We start from the raw sequence: 22,504 nt of genomic DNA on the forward strand, positions 1-22,504 counted from the left end.
TTTTATCTTTAATGAATGCGACGTCATTGCCTGCTTATCAGTGGCCAATATTAACAATCTGGTGGAATCACAACCCTATGAGATGAATAAACCCATATCATTAATCCCCTCTGGTCGACGAGAAATAAGTTTAATCCAATTATAAGTTAAAGCCACATAGAATAGCTCAGCACAACAAAATCGATATTTTTAGGCTTTAGCATAACCCCCCCTCTGCACAAATGGTTGCAAACACCATAAAGCAGAAAGAATTCAGTAAATAACTCTGCAGTAGAACTTATCTCAGAATTAACAACCACCAGAATTGATGGTATATAAAACAATCATTGGTTAACAACAAGTTAAATACACCTCTTTTGCTTTATATAATATAGTGCCTGACAGTCTTTACTTACTTAAAGACTTTTCAGACACCATTCGTGACACTTTTCATTTTTTTTACAGTCGACAACATTATTTTTTTCCAACTTCATCAAATAATGTCGTGCGGTATAGATAGATAAGTTACATTTATCTGCAATTTCTTTCGTATTTAATACTCTACCGCCTGAGTCAAGCAGACAATCAGCCACGGCATTGAAAGCGTGCTGATTTCTTATGGAACAATCTGAGACATAGTTCTTTCTCCAACTGTCTCTATCTATCTTCCGTGAAACCAAATTTTTTAAGGCTGAATCTGACATGGTCGTTCTCACGTTTCTTATTGCTGCTGAATGACCATTATTCTATTCCTTAATAGCCTCAATCAGTGCCTTGCATCGTCAATAATCAAAAATACAGAACAATATATCGTAAATTCACTATACATACACAACAATCATATTGAAGACGGCGTAATGTTTGATAGCATCATTTTTTTTAATATACTTCCAAACATAGAGTTCCAACTGGATGTTGCAAGTATGTTTTATATATTAAACGGTGATGTAAAATTTAAACCTGAGGACGGAATGATTTGGAAGGAAAAAAACTCAGGAGCCGATGACCCTTTGACACTGACATTAACCGAGTGCCGTTTACTTGAATTTCTTATCAAGGAAAAAGGCCGGGTTGTTTCCAGAAATGAAATTTTTGAAGAGGTATGGGAGAAGTGGGGACTTGAAGGTTCTAATAATAGTCTCAATCATTTCATATCCCGTTTAAGAAAAGTTTTGGCTGCCTGTGAGTTACCTGATGGCTGCATCCAGACTATTCCCAGAATCGGCTTTATGCTGACGGATGAAATCAACATTAAGATGGTGGAAGAAGCTCAACCTAAGGCCAGTGAAATGTCGCCATCTCCCGGCGAAACTGAAATTCTTTCAAGGTCAAAGCTTAAAATTTGGCTAATCCCCGCCTTCACAGCCATATTATCTTTAGCGGTAGTGGCCTTAAGGAATGAGGATCCTGTACCCATTAGAACAGCCTTGATTGGACATATTCTGAACTGCGATGTCAAATCCCTGACACCATCTCTGGATATAAGTAAGCAGTCGTTGCTTAAAAACACAGAAATGATGGCGGCCGCAGTTGGGCTAAACTGTAACTTACCGGGTACAATTTTTGTATTTCTTGACAAAAAATCGATTTTCTCTGAGAGAGGAGTGATTTTTCTTTCTCATTGTACAGGCAAAGAAAATGAAATCACTGATTGCTCAAACTTCATGGATGGCAATTGGAACGGGGTCCAGTAATGAACAAAACATCTCAATACATTGTTGCCAGCATAATTTCCGTCTTAATGATCATTGCGGCTACAGCATACGTTTACTATAAAAAAAATCTTGCCCCCGATCTTACCTGCACCTCTTACTTTCAAAAAACCAACAACACCCCACCACACACTTTCTCTCTGGCCGCCAGCTATGACTTCTCTTTCAAACATGATGGATCAGGCATTATCTCCGCTGGAGGTGATATCGTTTTTGATAATACAAATCACTCTCTCAATCGCCGCGCGTCAGTTAAAATAAGACCCGTACAGGATGGGATATGGCAAATAATATCTATAAAGGAAATGAAGCTGGCTGGAGACACAACGCCTGATGAAGTCTATTTAAAATATTTTTATGATCAGGGGAAAAATTCAGGCCGATATTTTTCGATCAAAAAACTAAATGAGAAATACTGGCTTATTGGGAGCCTTCGCTACCCGGCATTCATGTGCAAAAATGAACGGGAGTAAAAGCAATTAAATACGAATACCAGATCATATGATAACGTGCTCACTGGTATTCCGCTTTGAGGATGGCCTTCGCGGTGAAAGGGCCTTCCGTCAATTCAACACCTTCCCGCTGGACCAGAACGGCCTCAACTTTAGGCAATACAGTTCCGTTAATATTGATTGCGGTCAGCAGCGGAAATGCCTTGCCATCAGCATAGAGTTTTATACCCAAATCGCTTTTTTCTGCCGTTTGTAAGGTGGCGTTGTCGCTATCAAAATCAACGGCCAGACCGGTGACCTTAAGGGTCAGTTGCCATGCGTCATTATATGCATCGCAAGTTAGATCCAATACTATTTCCTGCCGATACTGCCCGCTGGCGACTTTTTTGACCCCAATACTATTACCAAAGTCCACATTAATAACTTCGTTGTTATTTAAACGGCAAGGGGGCGGGGCAATAACCGTTCCAACGATCTCGATGTTATTATCGGCCCCCAGACTCACTGAGGACATAAGAAGCAAAGGCACAGATAAAAAAAGTTTAAAAAAATATTTGATACCGTGAATTGACTTAGTCAGGTACATTTTTCTCTCCAGCAATTACGGGTAGGCAATCTCTAAGGTTAGCGGCGATCTAAATGCGCCAGTTGGCACTGTGGATGTCAGAACACCCAGCCTGGCGACCATATTGATGTATCCTTTCGCCAGATATTGCTCCTCCATCAGAGACCAATCGTTTGGTTTGAGATAGGGATTCGACACGCTATCCAGGTGAATCGCAACCCCCAACCCATCGAGACCGGTCTGAAAATACTGCAATGGAGACTGCGCTGCTGGAGTGCCTGATATTCGCAAATTTAATTTTTGAGCAGCGTTACTCCCGCAGTCCACATCAACTTTAAAAGCTTTGGTTTGGTTCTGTACCCGAGTCGATAAGATCTCCTCGAAATCTACTATCACCGTCGAGTTACCGTTCACAATGCAGGGCTCATCTTCAATTAAAATACCTTTAAAGGTTACCTCTGTATCCCCTCTCGCGGGCAATACAAGACTGCATACAAAAAAAACAAGAGTGCCTGTTAGCCATTGCTTCATCTTGAACTCTCTCATTGGTATTCGAAAACCATAGTGGCGAAACCATTAAATGCTCCGGCGCTTAACTGGCTGGCATCATTGGTGACGGGTACAGCATAGAGTGATGGTTGTGCCGGATAATAAAAATTGATGAATTCACCAGGAATTAACGCTTCCGTGCCCTTGTAAAGCTTGATTCCCAAATTGGGGTAGTTTGTTTTTAATATGTCAGCAGTCCAGGCGGTTTCGCCCCTTATAGCTAACCTGATCGCATAACTCGAGAGGCTTTTACAAGTCAGGTTGTATTTTATTTCCTCTCGGAAATTGATGCCATCTATCTGCCGGGTGACAACGCTATCACCAAAATCTACGGTGATAGTATTTCCATCGGCAACGGTACACTCTGGAGCATCCACCAATATTCCGGTAATGGTGACAATCGTCTGATCGCCCTCTTCTGCTGCAAAAACCGCAAACGATAGCAGGGTGCTCAGCAACAGGCCTCTATTAAAAAAACGACAATAAAAACGCATCACATCACCCTTGCCTGAAAGCCGTAGTCACTGGTTTGTGTCCAACCTGTTTTGGTGCTTCAACAGATCCAGCTTTACAGACAGAATGTTGGCAGGTGAATGTCAGCAATCGTTGGCTGCCATAATCGTTCACAAACATTAATACCGGCGTGGTGCCTAGTTCATCAGCCGGAATTGCCAGGGGCGTCTTGCTTTTCGGCTCAACCATCACAGGTTGAAAATTGCTCATGCCATGCGTCCCGGTCGACTGGCGGGCTTCGACAAAAGTAAAATAATAAGGCGTGGGGTTAACTATTTCGTATTGATTCCCCTGCCTGTTTAAAGTCAAAGTCATTGTGCCTGGCACTGCGTCTGCCATCACATCCACTTTAAGCGCTGCCGGACGATAAAAAATCTTCATCCGGATTTGCATGGCCAGCATCAGGCTATTTTTTTTATCGCTCTTGGGCGGTATTTCACGCAAATTTAAGTAGAACACGCTTTCGCGGTCTTTAGGCAGTTGAGAAACTTCCGGTAATGCCTGAACGCGTACTGCAGTTTTAGACCCGGCCTCAACGCGCTGCATCGGGGGAAGCACCATCAAAGGGCCAGATAATTTTTTTTCCTGTTCATCTTCTATCCATCCCTGGGCCAGGTACGGATCTTGTGTATTACGGTTTGCAATGGTCAGACTTACAGACTTATCGCCTTCATTAAAAATAAGACGTGAACGATCTACTGATAATGCAGCCTGAGCACTAACTGGAATAAGTAAATTTAGTACTAAAAGCGCAAACAGTTTTAGAGCTAGCAACATTCTTAGGTTCATTAAATCCCCCTTGTTGGGTTCCGTTCATGTCGTTTCTGTTTGGTAGACAATTACTTTGATTCCGAGCCGGGGCAAGCTGCCTAAATTTTGAATTCAGCACCAGCAGTAGCCTCAACCGAATCAATAAAACGACCAGATTGTCGGCGTCCATCTTTTTCATCAACCGTACTTTAATAGCACTTTCCTGTTTATCTGCACGCCGTGGTGCAACCCCGATAAGTAAACGGCTTAACAAATATATTTCATTTTTTGTAAAATTTAATGAAACATGCCCCCTGGAAACACAAGTTTTCAGGTAGTTATCATGGCAGTGTTTTAAATATATTTTCATCGACGGAACGGATAAATTAGCATCGACCAGAAAAACCGGCAACCCATCTAATAACCCTGACAAAGCACTTAATTGTCGCTTTCCGCCTACAATCAGAGTGATTTTGTTTCCAAATTCTGGTCGAAAACTCCACGCCATCAGATGCCGCATATCTGGAAAATAAAGCGCGTGTACGTCTTTATTTATCCATGCGCCAGTATTTCTCAAATCGACCAGAACACTTTCGATCCCAACCTTAAAATAATGATTTATCACGCGTTTATCCGTTTCCAGTACAATGCTTTCCCTTTGATGCCTGACTCTCGATTACTGTCCACCCTGCCTTTCTCTTGTAGCTCCAATAGACGTAAACGAGCCCGATATACACTTATATCTAACTTGTCAGCGACCTCACGCGTACTCACCCATTCTTGCCCCGTATGGTGTAATAGCGCCAGTAACGTTAAACACTGCTGAGTCTGTTGATGAAGTATTACGCTGTCTTTACGCATGTCTATTCCTCCTATATATCATGGGCGAACTCCATGGTGCATTAGGATATTCACTCTGCACGACAGGGGAATGACATAAATGCGGTCTTTTTATTCCCCCACCTGAACTGTTTATCCCCGGATTATTTAGCTGACAAACTATTACCCTGGTATAACTTTCATTTCGCGCGGCTTGAAATTATATAAACATAATTCGCTGTACTTTGCCCCCTGCCAAATTTAGGTGGTTGTCTTTAATGTCATAAAAAACATGGCTATTTCTGAGTTATTTTTTAGTGCTATAGCTGGATCTCATTCAGCAATGTCATCAAAAATGTGACAGGTTTTTTATTTCTATAAATAAATCACAAAACTAATTTCAGCCATAAATCCTATTGACTATCCCACCTTATTAATACCTCCCCCTTCGCCAGCCATCCGGGAGACAATTTTGAATGTCGAGCTGATGCGCGGCTATTCATAACGCATGACAAATTCCACAATGGAATAGAATTCACCTGGCTGTACAGGCCCTTCATTTGTGGCCTGTATGCTCGCAAGCCACGTCAATTGATTGGTGCCGGCAGATAACGGGACGGGTTTTTGTTCATCGCCCGGAATAACCGTGTTGCCCTCAGAATCCGTCAACGACAGGCCAATACCCGATGCACCGCCGGTCACCGCAAAGAGAGCGCTATTGGTGGCAACATTCTCGCCGTTAAATTTTACAAATACCTGGCTCCCCAGCGACAGATCGCACTCGCTCAGCTGGATATGAAATAACACCGGTTCTGTCTGGCCGTTGTCCATAATGTTTTTCGCCGCCAGCTCGCCAAAATCGACCGTCAGCCCCTCATCCCCAACCTGTACCCGGCAGGGGGTACTCACCAGTGTGCCGCTGAATTCAACATCGGTTTCAGCTCTCAGCGGCAAGGCGGTCATCATGCTGATTAATGCGACGATGACGTGACGTGAGATTTGACTCTCCTCAAGCAATGATGAAATTGTATGGTAATGAAATAATTTTCTTTTTTTCATTTTTCACACCTCCGATTGAATATATCGTGCTTTTCACTTCATTGGCGCTACGCTATTTTTACCTATTGATTACTCCGAAACACCCTTACCCTGCATATTGATTTAAATCCGCTGCCCGGCAGACCGTTCCCTCACAGCTAAATGGCATTTCCGCTCTGCCACCAAAGTCATTGAGGCTTATAATCCAGGGCTGTGAGGATATATTGCTACGGAAAACCTCACTGCTTTTAGGTGCAATCATCACGGGCTTTATGCCATTCGGGATAAGCTGTTTCTTGCCGCCGGTTATTCCCATAATGGTCATGTAATACGGCGTTGGGTTTTCTACCCGGTAACCGCCGGCAACCTTGTGCAGTATAAGTTTGTCATCCTGCCTGCTGTAACGAACCGGCATAATCCCTGCCGGACGATAGAACAATTTAATTTTGGTTTGTAAGGCGACCTGCAAAACATTTGGACGGTCGCTTTTAGGTGGAATCTCACGAAGATTGAACCAGAACAATGTTTCCCGATCCTGGGGTAAACTTTTAGCCGAAGGCAACGCAGAGACCCGAATGACACTTTTCTCACCCGCTTCTACCCTCTGTAATGGCGGCGTTACGTTCAGGTAATCGGTCAACTTTTGTCCCTGCTCATTTTCCAGCCAAGCCTGAGCCAAATAGGGTTTCTTCTGGCTCTCATTGCTGATATTTAAAGCCATGCTATTTTCAGAACCGGGAAATATAGCCCGGGTTCTGTCCAGTGCAATGGCGGCCTGTGATGGTGTATTACTGCCGAGGAACAATATCCCGGCAGCTAACATCATCGCTCCAGTTCTTTTCATCATGTTGTTCATTACTTTTCGATATATTCATCAGTAAATAAAAATCAGGTTTTTACGCCCGAGCGTGATTGCAGCTTCTTCCTACTAATCTTTAGTGGCCTGGCACGGCAATAAGACCTGCTTCATATCCAGATTTGCCGGCAGGCTCACGTTACACTGAGGCTTACCTTCCCAGTGGAGACTCAGATGCTGACCGGGGCTAACGCCTGAGATCCAGGCCAGGCCCCCCTCACTCACCATTCCAAGTTCTCGCCCTTTTTCATCGCGCACGCTGGCCCCAAAAGGCGGATGTGAGCCATCGGACAGGGCAATAATGGCCACCAGCTTGCTTCCTTTCAGAACGTTAAAGCGTCGATATCCAATTGCCCCTTCGGTCAACGCAGCCTCGGCCACGGGTGAACCGCCCATTTCGACATCATCAGACAGGCGGTTAACGTCTATCCGGGTTGAAGTTCGGTAGTAGCTCGGAACAGAAGGTTCCACGGCAATACCAAATATATTTGTTTTCCCATTTCGCCCCACCGGAATATCAGCTACGCCATCGGTGCTAACCATCATGCGGGTTCCTCCCCGGAAACTACTGCCGTGCAGTGCTACGCCCCTGCCCGTCGCGGTTATTCCCCCGTTGACAGACAGACCCAGTGAGGTATAGGCACTTTCTCTCCAGCCAATATTGGCCGTAACATCTCCGGACGATCCGTAATGGTTATACAGCCCCGTTCCCTGAGCCGTTAAATGTTCGCCGTTGCCGCTGGCTGTGCCGGCGCTAAGGCGATAGCTGTCGTTATTCTCCAGGCGCTGATACCAGCTGGCGTTCTGGCTGAAATCACCATTATTCAAATTGCCGTTGTAGCTTATCGCTCCTCGCCCGAAGGGAATGTTCAGGCTCAACCAGATGGCGTCATCCTTTTTTCCCTCATATTCGCTACGGCTGGCAGAAAGAGAGAGTGAGGTATTAACCAGACGCCCAATATCGAAATAGCGGTTGAGAGAAAGGCTGTAGCGATCGTTATCCGCTTTGTCCCAATATGTCTCATGCGACCAATTCAGATAGGCCGTTAATCTCATGTCCGTAAATGACTTACTCGCCGTTACGGTATAGAGATCTCTGTGGTTTCCTCGCTTCCCATATGCATTGTTGTAGTTTCGGTAGCTTAGAAAATCCGACATGCTGATATAATCACGCTCTGCGAATCGATATCCCGCAAAGGTCACATCGCTATTGAACTCATCAAAGTGCTTGGAATAACTCACCCGGTAAGCTCGTCCCTGCAAAGTATCGTCCTGCGGTAGTCTGGCAATGGACTGAGTTATATCGGCTGAAATCGCACCAAAATGATAAAGATCTCGCCCAAGCCCGATAGCAATACTGTTGTAATCGGAAGAAAAAATACCCCCACCGTACAATGACCAGGTGTTACTGAGTCCCCATGAAATCTCGGCGGTACCAAACAGCGATCCGTCAATGTGGCGACCATAATCTGAAGGCCGTCCAACGGCGAGCTTGTAACGTACCTGACCCGCTCTGGTCAGGTACGGAATACTGGACATAGTGGTTTGAAATGTTTGTACCGAGCCATCCTGCTCTTCAATCCTGACATCAAGCGTCCCATTGATTGCGCTGCCCAGGTCCTGGATGCGGAAAGGCCCTGCCGGAACCGTTGTTTCATAAACTATCCGCCCCTGCTGGCTGACCGTTACTTTTGCATTTGTTTTAGCAATCCCGCTCACTTCAGGCGCATACCCACGTAATTTCGGCGGAAGCTGGCTTTCATCACTCACCAAAGACAAACCTGTGTAGCGCCATGAATCAAACAGATCGGAACTGAGGTAATCTTCACCAACCGTCATCTTTGCCATGAGATTGGGTAATGCCCGAAAAGCGTATATTCTGGTCCAGTCAAAATTTCGCTGGGTACTATTCGCCTCGCCTGTCGTGTGATCGTAATTTCCCTGCCAGTCACCGCGCAGTCGCCACGCGCCCGCATTGGCACCCGCGGTCCCGTTAGAGCTTACGCTTTGAGTCTGGTGCCCATGAACTGGCCGCTGGTTAATGGCATTAATGCTGTAGTCCAGCAATATGCCCGGAATCCCCTCTTCCCAGCGGGAAGGTGGCAACCAGCTCTCATCCTGATATTCCAGCCAGGCCTGGGGGATGGTGATGTATAACGCAGAGGTTCCAAGATCCCCCCGCAATACCACTCCCTCCAGCGCTGAAAAATCAGCACAAAGTCCTTGCGTGTCAAATTTGACCTTTTCCAATGCACTGACTTTTAAACCCAACAAAGCAATTTGCTCCTGGGTCAAACAGGTTTCTACCCTCGGTTTTTCATTTGGGCTATATTGGCTTTTTTCCCGAAAGATAATCTCCTGCTCTGAAATTTTTTTCCCGTTTAAAACCAGCTCGAGCCTGTAACGCCCCGGCATGACGTAACCAGCCTGAGAGAATCGAGATAAATCAATATTATTTCTGTCCTCAGCATCCAAAACATCTGTATTAAACTCAACGGCAATTGCTGAAGAAAAAAAGCTCTGTATGAACAAAACAACAATAACACCAAGAAATCTTTCCCGAATTACAATTGATTTATCCATTTAATTTGCCTGTAAAAACCCTCATCAAATCTGAATGTTGCTGTACACGCATAATTTATTCAGAAAATAAATGATTTTTTGAGTGTAAAAATCTAAAAAATACTGCACGCCAAAAACCGCTAGCGTGCAGATAAAAACTAAGAGCGATTAATCGTACTGCATGGTGAAGTTAGTTGAAGCATAGAACTCACCAGGAACCGCAACGGCACCTGCAAGTCCCTGCAACCATGCGGAGAACAGCAGGGTGTTATCACCTTCGGTTAAGTTTTGAACGAAGGTTTTTTTACCGAGTTCAATCTGAGCGCCTGTAGCAGCCCCAATACCAACCCCAGCACCAGTGGTGCCAATGATACCCAGTAATTTAGAACCTGTTGGGCTCTCACCGTTAAAGGTGATGCTCACGGTGTTAGCCTTATCTTCATCCAGAGTACAGTTTTCAAGCTTAATATTGAAAGCCTGCGCTTTTGAACGGCCTTCGCTCGCCAGCTGATTAACTGTAATCTGGCCTAGATCAACTTCCTGCTCGCTGCTATCCGGGTTAATTGAACAAGCTGCATCAATAATTGAACCAATAAATTTAACTTCGCCTTTCCCTTCGTCGGCGGCCTGGGCGCCCATGGTGAACAACCCCATAGAAAGGGCAATAATTGATGCAATTTTATTAACTTTCATTAATCTAAACCTATATTTAAAATAAATGTAAAAGCCTGCCGGTCAATATTGTTATCAATAATGACGTGCAAGCGCCGTGCCGATTTTCGTCGACAATATATCCCTAATCGTATTTTCTCCGATTTCCCCGGAGCACAGTAATTATTGTCAAACAGTTCGAAACAGGAAAGGCATCCAGGAAAGTTCTGAGATAATCGATTTTATATTCTAAAATAATAATAATCACAGACTAAAAAAATCGCAGAAAACGATCATTTCATATATTGCAGGACATTATGCTAAAACAACAAAAAATATAAGAATTAAAATCCAACTTGAAATGTAAAACAAAAGTAAATTTTTTAAGTCTGTTGTGTAGCAAAATTTAAAGGCAGATCGCAGATATGGCTCCTGCCGTTGATATTTATATTGAAATGCATCTGGTTAACAGCCCTCTCTTCACACAGATAACAAATTGAAATAACTCATTTATTTTTCATGGCGAGACCATAAGATAGATAGCGATCGATAAATAAACATTCATCGTCAGGATAGGTATAACACTGATGATGATGACAGTTATAAAACTCAGATAATTAATTTTATTTTAAGCTATCGCGATAGCAGCCCAAGATTTACCCCTAATCGGCCCCAGAAGTCTAACTATTCTGATTTAAGGTAATTTTTCCCGCTATATGCTAATACAGACTGCCCACACGCGAGAACATTATGAGCGACCACAGCATCTTTGCCGAACAACAACCAGAAGCCTCGATCTCCCAGGCTAAATACTTCTGCCGAGAATGTATAAAGTGCTGGTTTGCGTGGCGCTGGAAAACGTTTCGTTTGTTAAGTGGCGCATGCCCTGGGCCTCATAAAAGCGCCGGGCACCTTCGTTCCCTTCCAGAACCTGTAGCCAGAGATAATGCTGTTCTCGCCGTTGCGCCAGCCGAAGCATTTCTTCGAAAATCAGCTTGCCGTAGTTTTTCCCCGTCTCACCTGGGGCAAGGTAGAGCTTATTAAGCAGGGCGCCGGAAAACGAATGCGCTGGCACCGGCAGGTTCCAGCTGATTTTGGCAAATCCCACCGGCTTTTCTACCTCAGCAATAAACCAGCTGACCTCAGGGCAGGCCAGGCTCTCGGCCAGCGTCTGTGGAGCGTATTCCTCGTCAATAAAAGCCTGAAGCTCCTCAGCAGAAACCCAGTGTCGCTCAAAGTGATGGCGATAACTTTCGCTCCCCAACATCCCTAAGAGCGGCACATCTTCCAGCCTTGCTTTACGTATTTTCATACTCATGCCCTTCCCCCAACAAAGAAGATTTTTGCCATCAAAATTTGAATTTAAGCGATAGCGTCTAATAACTTAACCTTAAAGTAGAGCTCCGCGAAACTTTTCACCTGGAGCTTACTCATTGCTGAACGCTTATGGAGGCTAATCTGCCGAATCGTTATGCTGAGAGAGGCTGCAATCATGGCGGGTTTATAGCCTTTTAACAAAAAGCGAATAACATTTATTTCATCGCAGTCTAAACGGCAGTACGGACAGGAAGGGACGATACGCTGCCTTTTAGGATACAGTATTTTCGCAATGGCTGAGTTGATTTTTCCGCCGATCGTATAACAATCATCGCTCAACGAAATAAAATAGATTTCTTCCCTGTACCAAATATCCTGAAGGAAAGTCTTCGCCCGGTCGGAACAAAATATGATCGACGGCGAAGGTATTCTGTGCCGAAACACGCTGTTATAAAGCGCGTGGGCGTTATTTTCTGTAAAAATAAAAAACGGGATAAAACGCTGCCCGGCGATCCAGATACCCCATTCGGTGTAGTCGAGATGCATTCTTTCTAGCAGCGTTAACAATCCGTCCAGATAAAAACATTCCTTTGCAACGATTCTCATATCCGTCATCACCTCAACCCATAAAAAGCATTCGGGCAGGCGCTAACCTGCCCGAATTTAAGGGCTTAGAAATTGTATTTCATACCAAACATCGCCGCAGTGTCGCTGTAGCCCGCATCCCCTATCTGCACGCCGACATTGCCCCACAGATTCACCCGGGCGCTGATCTGCCCCTCGACCCCAACTTTGGCTTCTGCAATATTGGTCGCGCCATTCTGGCCGATGCGAACCTCATCAAGGGTTGTCGCAAAACTGCGCGTGTTGTGCAGCCAGTTCAGCTCAACAAAGGGCTGGAACTCACGCTGCTTGTGGTCATCGCGTGCGTGGTGGCTTTTGAGCCAGGTTTTAACCCCTAAGCGGGTCAGCACATTCCCGTCCCCTTCCTGGCGGACGCGGGTGCCATTCTCTTCCTGATGCTTGTCTGCACGAACGCCCATCCAGACCGCCTGGGCGTGTGGCTGCACAAACCATTCGTTGACGGTACCCTGGCTGCCCCAAAACTGGCCCAGTTTCCAGGCATAACCTGCTTCCAGCGAGGCGGTTATCCCATGCGACTTATAGGCTTCCGTCGCAAGGCTATCGCCCTTCACTTCGTTATTAAACCAGCCGTACTGAAGCCAGCTGTCCAGCCATGCGCCGGTGCGATCCTCTTCGTTAGCGTACCAGGTGCCATAGCCGCCAATGCTGTAGCCGTCCACCGTGCCTTTCGAGCGATAGCCGCTGGATCTATTCTCCGTCGTGCTGCTGTTTTTCCCGTAACCCGCCATAACCCCGACATGCCAGCGGTCGGTGCCGTCCGTGCTCCAGCGGGCCACGTCGCCACCCATCTGCGTCAGGTAACGGTTACTTTGTGTTTTTAGCTGCCCGCTGCCATCGCGCCAGACATTGTGGCCGCCAACCTGGCGTAGCCAAAGACTGGTCACCTCCCGCTGGCCGGTTAACGCATCAATAAATTGCGTCTCTCCGAGTCGGTTATGCAGGGTCATGATAAACAGGTTATTCGCTGCCGCGAGGTTAGCCGTATAGCTCCCGCCCTCGGGTCGAACGATCGGATCGACTTTCGGTTCGGGTGCCGGTTCGGGTGTAGGTGCAGGATCTGGCCCAGGTGTAGGTTCAGGATCCGGCTCGGGTGTAGGTTCGGGATCCACCGGGGTAAGCTGGCTGGTGAGATACCAGCTGTCGTTTTTTCGAACCAGATCGTAGTCGTAGGCTCCCGCAACAATACGGCCCGCCTTCACGAAGCTGCCTTGGGACGTTCCCTGCACATCAACCAGTTCGATGCCTTCCACGGTACTGGCCCCGTGTCCCCCCAAATTATTCACGCTAACGTGCGTTGTGCCGGGCAGAACGTCGCCCTGAACAATCAGCTTATTCGCCGGAGAATTATCGTCGCCAAGCACGCTGTTCATCACCATCTGCCCGCCATCGCCGGCGTAATCGCCTGCTACGGTAAGCGAGTCGAAATTGTTCTCGTCGGTAAACACGAGCGTGCCATTATTGGTCAGTTGCCCAACGACAGAGCGGTTATTGATATTCCAGCGGCTGCTCTCGTCGAGCATCAGCGAGGATGCATGGGTCACGGCTCCCGTCAGCACGGAGCCGGATGTCAGATTTACCGCCACACTATTGGCCGGATCGTCCACCACAATGTCACCTTTCAGCGCGCTGCTGGCGGCATTAAATGTCACTTTGCTGTAGACGTTGTTGACGCCGCTGGCCCCGTCATCATAGTGCTGCACCGTCATCAGCTGGCCGTTGCCACCGCTGATATCGGAATCCTTGACGTTCAGCAGCAGCTCGGTCGCCGTAACGTCAATGGCCCGAGCCTGGGCGGCATTCAGCCCCACATTTTCCAGCGTCACGGTGTTACTGATAGCCGTTGACGATGAACTGCCATTCACATAGAGGCCGCTCGCGCCCTCTCCTGTGGTAGAAATCGTGCTGTGCCTGACGTCAAGCTCTCCCCCCTGGCTCCAGAGGCCAAAACTTGTTTTGCCCGTAGTTTCGATCTGCACATGGTCCGCTTTGATTTGCGCATTGGGGTAGGCCAGCAGGCCCGGGGCAAGCTCGCCCGACGTCGAGATATGGCTATTTGTTAAGCTGCCTTGCCCACCGCGGGCGGTAAACATGCCCACGCTGCCTTTGCCCGAGGTGGTGACAGACAGGTTATCGCCGGTAATCAGGTATTCGCTGTACAAACCGTGGGCATTATCCCCCAACGTTTCAATGGTACTGCGGGTCATCCGGGCCTCACCCCGCTGGGCATTAACGGCAATAGCGTTATCCCCTTTTGTGGCGATTTTCGCGTTGTTCACTGCGACGGAGGAGTCCCGGGATGCCACCCAGACGGCATCGCTGTATGCGCCTTCGGTAGTGAAAGTGCCGCCTTCAATCGCAATTTTTGCGGCTAAATTCGCGTTAACCGCGTAGCTGTGATCGCCCTCAGTACTGGCAGAGACGTTATTTAGCGTCAGCTCCCCGGCCATCACCCTGATAGCATCACCGCCCTGTGTGGCGATCGCCCCATTGGATGCCTGCACCACCGACGTTCCCTGGTTTGCCGTCCAGTAACCGTCCAGCACCAGACCCAGCGCGTTGTCCTGCCCGGTAATGTTAAATTTATCTAATGTTCCAAGGCTGTCATTGGCAAAGTAAACCCCGCTGCCGCCCTTGCCGGTCACGTTGACCTGCAAATCCTGCACGTTGAATTCGCTATTATCTATCCATGCGCCTCCCCCATTCTTTCCGGAACTATTAAGAACCAATTGAGAGGCGGAGACGGTCGCATTATTTCGCGCCTGGACAATAAAATTGCCTGTAACCTCATTATTCAACGTCGTGTTGCTTAGGGTGCTATTACCGCCGTTGATAATAATCGTGTCATTATTGGCCGCCCACGCGGGCGAACAGCCAGCCGCAAGTACGCTTAAAATACACAGCCGTTGGGGCAGTAAGGGGTTTAATCTCCATTTGATGTATATTTTATACTTCATTTTCAATTCCTTTTAAGTTGATCATTGCCTCACAGGCAAAGGGTGTTTCTTTCATCGCGTCCGCAGCGGGCAATAAATGATGCGAACCGATAAAATTCGGCTCTATTTGCCGCCCCCATTTTTCGGCTGGCGTTACGATAATGCGTGCTAATGGTTTTTCTTGAGCGATTAAGGATCCTTGAAATATCGGTGCTGTTGTACCCCCGACCAATCAGAATCATTACATTATTTTCAGTATCAGAGAGCTGTGCATATTTCTTTAACCCCAGGCTCCAGTAGGCCTCTTCCTTGTTGATGAGCAGGTTATAATCCGAACGCGCAATCGCAAGTATCTTGCCGATCTTCATGGATATGTCGTTAAGCGTTTGGTTTCTGGTTAAAAATGGAACATGGACAATTATTTTTTCATTCTCCTTGTATCCGCCATCAAACGAAACTTCATTATTCCGTTGGTTATTAATTTGAATCGTTACTCTGTCATCCTGAAAGATAATGTTAGCGATGTCATAACTCATTTCTTCGGACGGTAATAAAAAACAGACCTCACCGAGGCTTTCCTCAGCAAGTTGGTTAGTAATTAAGAGGCTCAGTCCCGATGTCTGGTAATAGTTAGAATCCAATAATAATATGTTCAACATACTTCACACCCATGTGTTGCGATTCCCATCCAAGTTGCAGCTACTCCAGGGCATACGAAATGCTTGTCAGAAAAGACAAAGTGAGCGAATAGAAACAACTTATGGTAAGTTAAGCCATTCAGACATAACCTATCCGGCCCCTGACGTAATGCCTTCCTTAAATATTTTCCTCCATACGAAGATGAGAAAGATTAAGCTAACATACTGTTAAAGATAGAAAAACAGCCTATATGATTAAACCAACCAGAGATAGAGACTAATTTTAATGAGACACAAAAATTGGTGCAGGAGGATAAACGCCCCCCCTATTCTTAGATTAAGACTTTGTTGGAAGTCGGACTTAAGTTTACCCTCAACCCATAAAACGATCAAATATATCATTAACATGCGTTTTTTCAAAATTATCGTCTATAAAATAGGCTTAAATATAGTTTTTTAAACTACAAACAATAAAAACAGCCGCGCACATTAATATAATGCGCAGCAATTTATTACACAGGAAGCATGGGGATTTAGCTAATGAGGATATTTTGAGATAAGTAGCCAGGAAAAAAGCCCGACCACATTTCTTAAAGATAAGAACACCCAGAAATGGGCATACCCCAAAGAGTAAATCTGTGATGCACTTATAGCAACTTCAAATCGACTTTTTCAGACTCAAAGTCATAACGACCGCTCATGCATAAATCAACCGGCCTGGGCTGCCAGTATATGAGCCCGCGGATCTCGAACGGTATAACGGCATGCCGGGCTACACCCTCCTTATCCTGCAGCGAGCGGACGATGAGCGTCTCAGGAATAATTCTTGGTTCAAAGCGTAAAATAGTGTTACGAATCGTTTTTTCTATAACACTCCAATTCTTGTGATTTTCCTGGGTGCCTATCAAGGCCGGCACCCCATAATTGAGAACAGACGCCATAATTAGCTTATGTTGCTGCTCATTTAGTCTATCTTCTATATTGGTATGATTAATAAGATCAACAATCTCCTTTTGAACCAGACTCCGCATCCCCTTTATGTCAATTAATCTCGCGCGATCGTGAGGACTTTTGGGTTCATCGTCCTGCAGGCGCTGTAGCAGCGTGGGAAGATATTGCTGCTTTCGTTCTGAGGGATTATTCGAAAACAATGTCGCCAACTTCCATTATTGAACGATCGCTAATATCGGTCACCAGCACTTTACGCCCGGTACCCGCCGAAAGATCTTCAGACAGTGTTATCCACTCTGTTTTCAGTCCCAGTTTATTTTGCTGATCGTCCTGAGGTTCTACGGGATAACGGGCAGGGATATACCCGTGGTATACCTCATCGGCAGCCTTGATGGTTGCAGGCAGCCAAATCAGATCAAGCAAATCGCCAGGGGTGGAAACGCTGAGCGTTTGTATTGAGGCAAACGGCAGCCAACGATAGCCCCCTGCGCAAATAAATTCGCAGACCGGCCCCAGGCGGCCATCGCTGTCGGCTATCCACTTGAATGCCGCCAGCGTGTCGCTTTGCCCTGCGCTTTCGGGCGCAAGCTCAAAGGCCTCACCGCGAGAAAGCGCCGCCAGTCGGGTCTGCCCCTGATAATGCTCGACGTTCGCCTGATGCAGCTTTTCCATCCATAACGGCATTTCTCCCTGCAGCGTCGCAGCCTGCCGTTCACCGGTTAAAACCTGCAAACGCTGCATTTCGCTGAAGACCAGATTTTTATACAGCTCTGTCTGTTTGTGCAGGGCATCGTCCAGCAGCGCCAGGGTTTGCAGCTGCAACAGCGCCTTGTCCCAGCTCCCCTCGACGCAGTAGAGCTTGAACAGCACTTCACGAGCTTTAAGATCCTGTGGATTCGTTTTAACCTGCGCCAGCACCTGCTCTAGCAGCGCATTCAATGACGCGTTTTTAAGCGCCTGGGTAAGTGAAGTAAAATCCTGCATCATGACAATTCCTTTAATTAGTAATAAGAGTCCAGACCCACTTTATTGAAGTCCTGAAATACCAGCTCAGGCACCGTATTTTTTCCTTTAGCCGCAATGTGCTCGGGCGACAGGGCAAGCAGCAAGTCGGTTTTTTCCTCCTCGCTAAAAATGTCATCCGCCGCTTCGCCGCGTTCCAGCTCTGGCCACACCTTCTCCATGAGAAAATCTTTAGCAACAATGCATTCGGTCAGCGTCTTGCCTTTGATTTGCGCGTTGACATCATCAAACCGCAGATCCGTTTTGATGATGTAATCGGCATGCTGAGCCATTCCACCTGAATAGCCGCCATCCTGCTCGCGCCAGATGAGAAAACGCTTGTATTCAACCTCAAGCGTTTTCAGCACATCATTGCCCCCGGCCTGCGCGAGGATAACGTCATTGAAGTAGCGTAAGTCGTTGATGTAATGCCCGCCGTTGGGCAGGATATCTTCAACCTCAGGCACCTTATCCGCAGACTGCCATGCACCGCCGGGGTAAATCAGCCGATAGAAAGTTTGCTCATCGACGTCAGTGCTGTCGTGGCTGACAAAGCCCAGTTTGAAGTGCCCTAGCTGCAGCTGGCTTTTATCGTTCAGCGGCTGGCTGCACCCATAGGCCACTTCGCAGCCATCAAGCAGGCACACATGGTGCAAGCAAAGGCTTAACATCACCGGTCTTGCCAGATGCCAGTAGAAGATGACGGCATCCTTCCCGCAATGGGCGTTATGGATGCCGAAACAGCCACTGGCTACATCAAACACGGCAGCCGTCTCCGCCGTCAGGTTTCTGGGCAGCGCGACAGGCAGGCGTGAAGCTGGCCATTCAAAGTGAATATCCACGGCTTAGCCTATGTAGACATCGCCGGATCCGGTGGCGACAACCGCGCCGCAGCCGGTCACGTCCCCCAGGCGCGCTGCCGGTAAACCGTTGATAAAGACCGACCCGGAGCCTGTCGCTACGGGGGCGGCCCCGTGCCCCAAAGCACAAGGCGCGACGCTCATACCAGCCATTGCTGCCGGCAATCCGTTGATATAGACGTCACCCGATCCACTGCATAATGCTCCGCCATGCGCGGTCGCATCGCCTACTCGTCCTGCGTTTTGCATCGTTCGCTCTCCTTAATAAAACAGTCAGGGCGGAGGCAAATGGACCACCGCCGTAATCATTTGAATGTTAAGGCTCTATTGTTTCACTTCCGGTCGGCGTCTCCGTTGGCGTCTCCGTTGGCGTTTCCGTCGGCGTTTCCGTTGGCGTCTCCGTCGGCGTTTCCGTTGGCGTCTCCGTTGGCGTCTCCGTTGGCGTCTCCGTCGGCGTTTCCGTTGGCGTTTCCGTCGGCGTCTCCGTTGGCGTTTCCGTTGGCGTTTCCGTCGGTGTTTCCGTTGGCGTTTCCGTTGGCGTTTCCGTTGGCGTCTCCGTTGGCGTCTCCGTCGGCGTCTCCGTCGGCGTCTCCGTTGGCGTTTCCGTTGGGGTTTCCGTTGGGGTTTCCGTTGGTGTTTCCGTTGGCGTTTCCGTCGGGGTTTCCGTTGGCGTTTCCGTCGGCGTTTCCGTCGGTGTCTCCGTCGGTGTTTCCGTTGGCGTCTCCGTTGGCGTCTCCGTTGGCGTTTCCGTCGGCGTTTCCGTCGGCGTTTCCGTTGGCGTCTCCGTTGGCGTCTCCGTTGGCGTTTCCGTTGGCGGTTGAGTTGGCGTTATCGTTGGCGGCGGCGGCTCTGGCGTTGGCAGCGGTGGTAAAGGAATAACCACGCCAAACAGAGCCGTAATAGCCGGCAGCCCCGGCAAACCAATCATGCCGCCGCCCCCACCGCCGCCACCGCCGCCGCCGCAGTTGTCACCGCAGTCGCCAGGGTTAATATCCACTTCGCCGCCCTGGATAATCACCTGGTCTGAGCCGACGATTTTGATTTTCTTCGCGGAAATAACCAGCTCGCCCCCCGCGGAAAGCGTCATCGCCCCGCCGGCCACCATGGTGCTCGCGCCCCCAACGGCCAGGGAATGGTAACCGCCTACGTTGACCTGATGTGCGCCCCCAACGGAAAGCGAATGGTAGCCTCCAACGGCAGTCATAAATGCGCCGCCGACGTTGATGCCTTTTGCCCCTAAAACATTGTCGCTTTGGCTGCCGCCCACCTGGATTGCCAGTGCCGCACCGATAATGGCGCTGCTGTTTCCGATAACGTCAGACATGTAGTTGGCCCCGACAAAGAGGTTGCGCGACAGGCCAACATTCACGTTAGAGTTCATGCCTATGGTCTGGTCTTCGTTCTGTTTCGTCAGGCGACTCATGTTGCGTTCAGCCTGCTCCCAGTACTGCTCCAGCCCCGGCTTATCCTCAAAACGGATCCCGTTAAAGTTGCTGCGACCGCCGCCTACGGTGCGGCTAACCAGCCCGCTCTGGGTGGCGTTAACCGGGAGATCCCAGGGCGGCATGGTGACGTTGTTGTAGAGGCTACCGGTGATAAGCGGCCTGTCAGGATCGCCATTGATAAAATCAACAATCACTTCGTGACCAATGCGGGGAATGTAAATCCCACCGAAATTGTTGCCGGCCCAGGCCTGGCTCACGCGCAGCCAGCAGGAGTCCGACTCACGGTTTTTGCCGTAGCGATCCCAAAGAAAACGGACTTTTACCCGGCCATACTCATCGGTCCAGATCTCTTCCCCCGGAGGGCCAACGACGATAGCCGTTTGTGGACCGCTGGTTTTTGGCCTCGCCACCGTCATCGGGTGACGATAAATCTTGGTCGTCGGCTGAACGGTAAAGTTACAGCTATAGAGGAATTCATCGTGCGACGAGAGCTGATCGATTTCCTCAACCCGCAAATGGCTACGCAGCACCATGTACTCACGGTTAGCCTTTTCCACGGGATAGTTAACAAGCTCAAAGACGCAGCCGCAGACAATTCCACGAAGCTCACCGGAACCTTCACAGCGGGAGCCTAAGGCGCCACGCTCTTCCATGCGGACGCGCGCAAGCTGCTCCCCGATGCTCGGCTGTTCGTAATCTCCCGGCCAGTGGAAGATCTCCATCTGGTTGAAGCTGGTCTTCCGCGGTTTGCTGTCCAGCGCCATGATATCGGCGCGTGATTTGGTGAAGTCGTAGTCATTCGTTACCCATTTCCCGGACGTAATGGTCTCCTGGAAATGGAACTGGCTGACATATTCCTGATCCATTTTTGGACGGTCTGAAGCGTACTGAATAACGTGATAAGCCTCGCTGGAGAATCGCTTATGCGCGCCCACGTTATCCACGAGGATCAGTTTATGGCTGCCTTCGCTATGCTCGAAGAACCAATAGATCCCCCACTCTTCCATCAGGCGTTCAATAAAATTGAAATCCGTTTCGCCATACTGAACCTGGAAATCGAGAAGCGGATAATTCCCTGCAAGGCGCTTCTCAAACGGGAAGTTATAGTCGCCCAGCACCTCATCGATAATGGTCACCACCGATTTTTGCTGGAAAATTTTAAAGTCAGCCGTCAGCTCAGCGAGGTGCAGCCAGGGGCGAATAATAATTTCATACAACGCCTGATAGCCGTCGCGGCCAACATAGCGGGCACGCTGAACCATGCCGGAAATTTCACGAATCTCCTGACCGACACCGTGAACGTCTCCCAACCCATTCCCGTCGAGTTCAATATGAACCGTCATCTCTTTACCAATCAGCGACTTCAGGTCGACATTAGAAGCTGACTGCCAGGGTATTTGGGGATTGGCTGGCGTTTTAGCGGTAATCGCGTAGCTGTAGAGGGAGGAAAGTGACTCTTCCCCTTCCAGCTTCGAGATAACCAGCGCGGGTTCCCCAAGCAGCACAGGCATCGCCGGGCTGCTTAATCTAATAGTGCGTGACATGTAATCACCCGATGCGTTGTCAATAACTTAGAAGGATGCGTCGGGCGGTTTAGCCTCAGCGCGTCGTAAAGGGATCCTCTGAGAATCCACTATTTTTCTGTGCCGGCTTTGCCGCCAAATCCAGATACCCGCCTCCTGCTCAATACAGTCGGGCCAGTTCTTCCACGGCATAGCCTCAACACCATCACGGTTATGAATGCGATAATCTTCCTGTGACCCCTCCCTGAGTAACACCTGAGAATGATTTTTGAACTGCCAGGCTGGCGTCAGCACCAGCTTCTCCCAGAGCGGCGAATACGCTCGCCTCAGCGCTTTGACCCACTGCCACAGCGGGCGCCAGTTTTGCCCGGCCACGTCGCTATCGGGCACATTGTTTAAAATCCTTGATGCCCAAAAGGGCAGTGGACATTCATCCTGCAAATTTTTCTTCAGCCACGGCCAGGGCGCTTCGCCATAAATAATGACCAGCGAGGGAACGCCTCCTTTTCCAGGCCGCAGCATAAAAGCACCGCAATAAGCGTCGTACCCTCGCGACGAAGGTGACGAAATAACAAACGACCACGGATAGTGCTCAGGTAAATAGTCGTCCGGTAATGAGGAGCCAATGCCCGGCAGAATCTGTTGGGTAATAATGGAGCGCACCTCTCGCTGCTTTTTCCCTCTTCTGCGAAACAGGCCAGCCCGCGACTCATCAACAAGTAAATACAGGCGTAGCAACATATT

General features: G+C 48.4%; 23 protein-coding genes. 2 read left to right on the forward strand and 21 right to left on the reverse strand.

Features of this window, described 5'->3' with window-relative positions; genetic code table 11:
* Window positions 1-395: 395 nt before the first annotated feature.
* A complete protein-coding gene (locus tag F3J29_RS22865; RefSeq protein ID WP_166866515.1) occupies window positions 396-683 on the reverse strand; it encodes a FaeA/PapI family transcriptional regulator in 288 nt (95 codons plus the stop codon).
* Between the two features lie 153 nt (window positions 684-836).
* Between F3J29_RS22865 and F3J29_RS12715 the strand changes: the two genes are divergently transcribed.
* Both F3J29_RS12715 and F3J29_RS12720 read left to right on the forward strand, forming a co-directional pair.
* Complete coding sequence (locus F3J29_RS12715) at window positions 837-1,673, forward strand: winged helix-turn-helix domain-containing protein (protein ID WP_166866517.1); 837 nt, start codon at window positions 837-839, stop codon at window positions 1,671-1,673.
* Window positions 1,673-2,164 (forward strand): FidL-like protein, encoded by a 492-nt coding sequence (locus F3J29_RS12720; protein ID WP_166866519.1) that lies wholly within the window; start codon window positions 1,673-1,675, stop codon window positions 2,162-2,164. Before F3J29_RS12715 ends, F3J29_RS12720 begins: the two co-directional genes overlap by 1 nt.
* Before the next feature lie 40 nt (window positions 2,165-2,204).
* Here the strand turns inward: F3J29_RS12720 and F3J29_RS12725 are convergent, their stop codons facing one another.
* The 20 genes from F3J29_RS12725 to F3J29_RS12820 form a co-directional block, all read right to left on the reverse strand.
* Window positions 2,205-2,729, reverse strand: a complete 525-nt coding sequence (locus F3J29_RS12725) for a fimbrial protein (protein ID WP_166866521.1) — start codon at window positions 2,727-2,729, stop codon at window positions 2,205-2,207.
* A 15-nt stretch (window positions 2,730-2,744) separates the two neighbouring features.
* Complete coding sequence (locus F3J29_RS12730) at window positions 2,745-3,239, reverse strand: fimbrial protein (RefSeq protein ID WP_166866523.1); 495 nt, start codon at window positions 3,237-3,239, stop codon at window positions 2,745-2,747.
* An 11-nt stretch (window positions 3,240-3,250) separates the two neighbouring features.
* The gene (locus F3J29_RS12735; protein ID WP_286175383.1) at window positions 3,251-3,751 is read right to left on the reverse strand and encodes a fimbrial protein; all 501 of its coding nucleotides are present in this window, start codon (window positions 3,749-3,751) and stop codon (window positions 3,251-3,253) included.
* Between the two features lie 4 nt (window positions 3,752-3,755).
* Window positions 3,756-4,547 (reverse strand): fimbria/pilus periplasmic chaperone, encoded by a 792-nt coding sequence (locus tag F3J29_RS12740; protein ID WP_286175358.1) that lies wholly within the window; start codon window positions 4,545-4,547, stop codon window positions 3,756-3,758.
* The gene (locus F3J29_RS12745) at window positions 4,489-5,145 is read right to left on the reverse strand and encodes a hypothetical protein (RefSeq protein WP_166866529.1); all 657 of its coding nucleotides are present in this window, start codon (window positions 5,143-5,145) and stop codon (window positions 4,489-4,491) included. The genes F3J29_RS12740 and F3J29_RS12745 overlap by 59 nt, the downstream gene beginning before the upstream one ends.
* The gene (locus F3J29_RS22870; RefSeq protein ID WP_166866531.1) at window positions 5,142-5,381 is read right to left on the reverse strand and encodes a FaeA/PapI family transcriptional regulator; all 240 of its coding nucleotides are present in this window, start codon (window positions 5,379-5,381) and stop codon (window positions 5,142-5,144) included. Before F3J29_RS22870 ends, F3J29_RS12745 begins: the two co-directional genes overlap by 4 nt.
* Before the next feature lie 453 nt (window positions 5,382-5,834).
* Window positions 5,835-6,398, reverse strand: a complete 564-nt coding sequence (locus F3J29_RS12755; RefSeq protein WP_166866533.1) for a fimbrial protein — start codon at window positions 6,396-6,398, stop codon at window positions 5,835-5,837.
* 85 nt (window positions 6,399-6,483) lie between these two features.
* Window positions 6,484-7,221 carry a fimbrial biogenesis chaperone gene (locus F3J29_RS12760; RefSeq protein WP_166866691.1) on the reverse strand — a complete coding sequence of 246 codons (738 nt, stop codon included), beginning with the start codon at window positions 7,219-7,221 and terminating at the stop codon, window positions 6,484-6,486.
* Between the two features lie 84 nt (window positions 7,222-7,305).
* Complete coding sequence (locus tag F3J29_RS12765; RefSeq protein WP_166866535.1) at window positions 7,306-9,816, reverse strand: fimbria/pilus outer membrane usher protein; 2,511 nt, start codon at window positions 9,814-9,816, stop codon at window positions 7,306-7,308.
* 147 nt (window positions 9,817-9,963) lie between these two features.
* Window positions 9,964-10,488, reverse strand: a complete 525-nt coding sequence (locus F3J29_RS12770) for a fimbrial protein (RefSeq protein ID WP_166866537.1) — start codon at window positions 10,486-10,488, stop codon at window positions 9,964-9,966.
* A gap of 763 nt (window positions 10,489-11,251) precedes the next feature.
* Complete coding sequence (locus F3J29_RS12775) at window positions 11,252-11,758, reverse strand: GNAT family N-acetyltransferase (protein WP_286175359.1); 507 nt, start codon at window positions 11,756-11,758, stop codon at window positions 11,252-11,254.
* Between the two features lie 50 nt (window positions 11,759-11,808).
* Complete coding sequence (locus tag F3J29_RS12780) at window positions 11,809-12,369, reverse strand: helix-turn-helix domain-containing protein (protein WP_166866540.1); 561 nt, start codon at window positions 12,367-12,369, stop codon at window positions 11,809-11,811.
* Window positions 12,370-12,434: 65 nt separating this feature from the next.
* Window positions 12,435-15,362, reverse strand: coding sequence for an autotransporter outer membrane beta-barrel domain-containing protein (locus F3J29_RS12785; protein WP_166866542.1), 2,928 nt, complete (start codon window positions 15,360-15,362; stop codon window positions 12,435-12,437).
* Window positions 15,363-15,391: 29 nt separating this feature from the next.
* Window positions 15,392-16,000 carry a helix-turn-helix transcriptional regulator gene (locus F3J29_RS12790; protein WP_166866544.1) on the reverse strand — a complete coding sequence of 203 codons (609 nt, stop codon included), beginning with the start codon at window positions 15,998-16,000 and terminating at the stop codon, window positions 15,392-15,394.
* A gap of 626 nt (window positions 16,001-16,626) precedes the next feature.
* Window positions 16,627-17,130, reverse strand: a complete 504-nt coding sequence (locus F3J29_RS12795) for a type VI secretion system baseplate subunit TssE (RefSeq protein WP_008454385.1) — start codon at window positions 17,128-17,130, stop codon at window positions 16,627-16,629.
* A complete protein-coding gene (locus F3J29_RS12800; protein WP_166866546.1) occupies window positions 17,117-17,917 on the reverse strand; it encodes a type VI secretion system accessory protein TagJ in 801 nt (266 codons plus the stop codon). The genes F3J29_RS12795 and F3J29_RS12800 overlap by 14 nt, the downstream gene beginning before the upstream one ends.
* A 14-nt stretch (window positions 17,918-17,931) precedes the next feature.
* Window positions 17,932-18,774 carry a TagK domain-containing protein gene (locus tag F3J29_RS12805; RefSeq protein WP_166866548.1) on the reverse strand — a complete coding sequence of 281 codons (843 nt, stop codon included), beginning with the start codon at window positions 18,772-18,774 and terminating at the stop codon, window positions 17,932-17,934.
* A gap of 3 nt (window positions 18,775-18,777) precedes the next feature.
* Window positions 18,778-19,041, reverse strand: coding sequence for a PAAR domain-containing protein (locus F3J29_RS12810; protein WP_008454379.1), 264 nt, complete (start codon window positions 19,039-19,041; stop codon window positions 18,778-18,780).
* A gap of 67 nt (window positions 19,042-19,108) precedes the next feature.
* Window positions 19,109-21,748: a type VI secretion system tip protein TssI/VgrG gene (locus tag F3J29_RS12815; RefSeq protein ID WP_166866692.1), complete on the reverse strand. Its 2,640-nt coding sequence runs from the start codon at window positions 21,746-21,748 to the stop codon at window positions 19,109-19,111.
* 60 nt (window positions 21,749-21,808) lie between these two features.
* Complete coding sequence (locus F3J29_RS12820) at window positions 21,809-22,501, reverse strand: T6SS protein Cts1T (protein ID WP_166866550.1); 693 nt, start codon at window positions 22,499-22,501, stop codon at window positions 21,809-21,811.
* Window positions 22,502-22,504: the final 3 nt, after the last annotated feature.

This window comes from Enterobacter sp. Cy-643 (assembly GCF_011752815.1).
GTDB lineage: Bacteria > Pseudomonadota > Gammaproteobacteria > Enterobacterales > Enterobacteriaceae > Cedecea.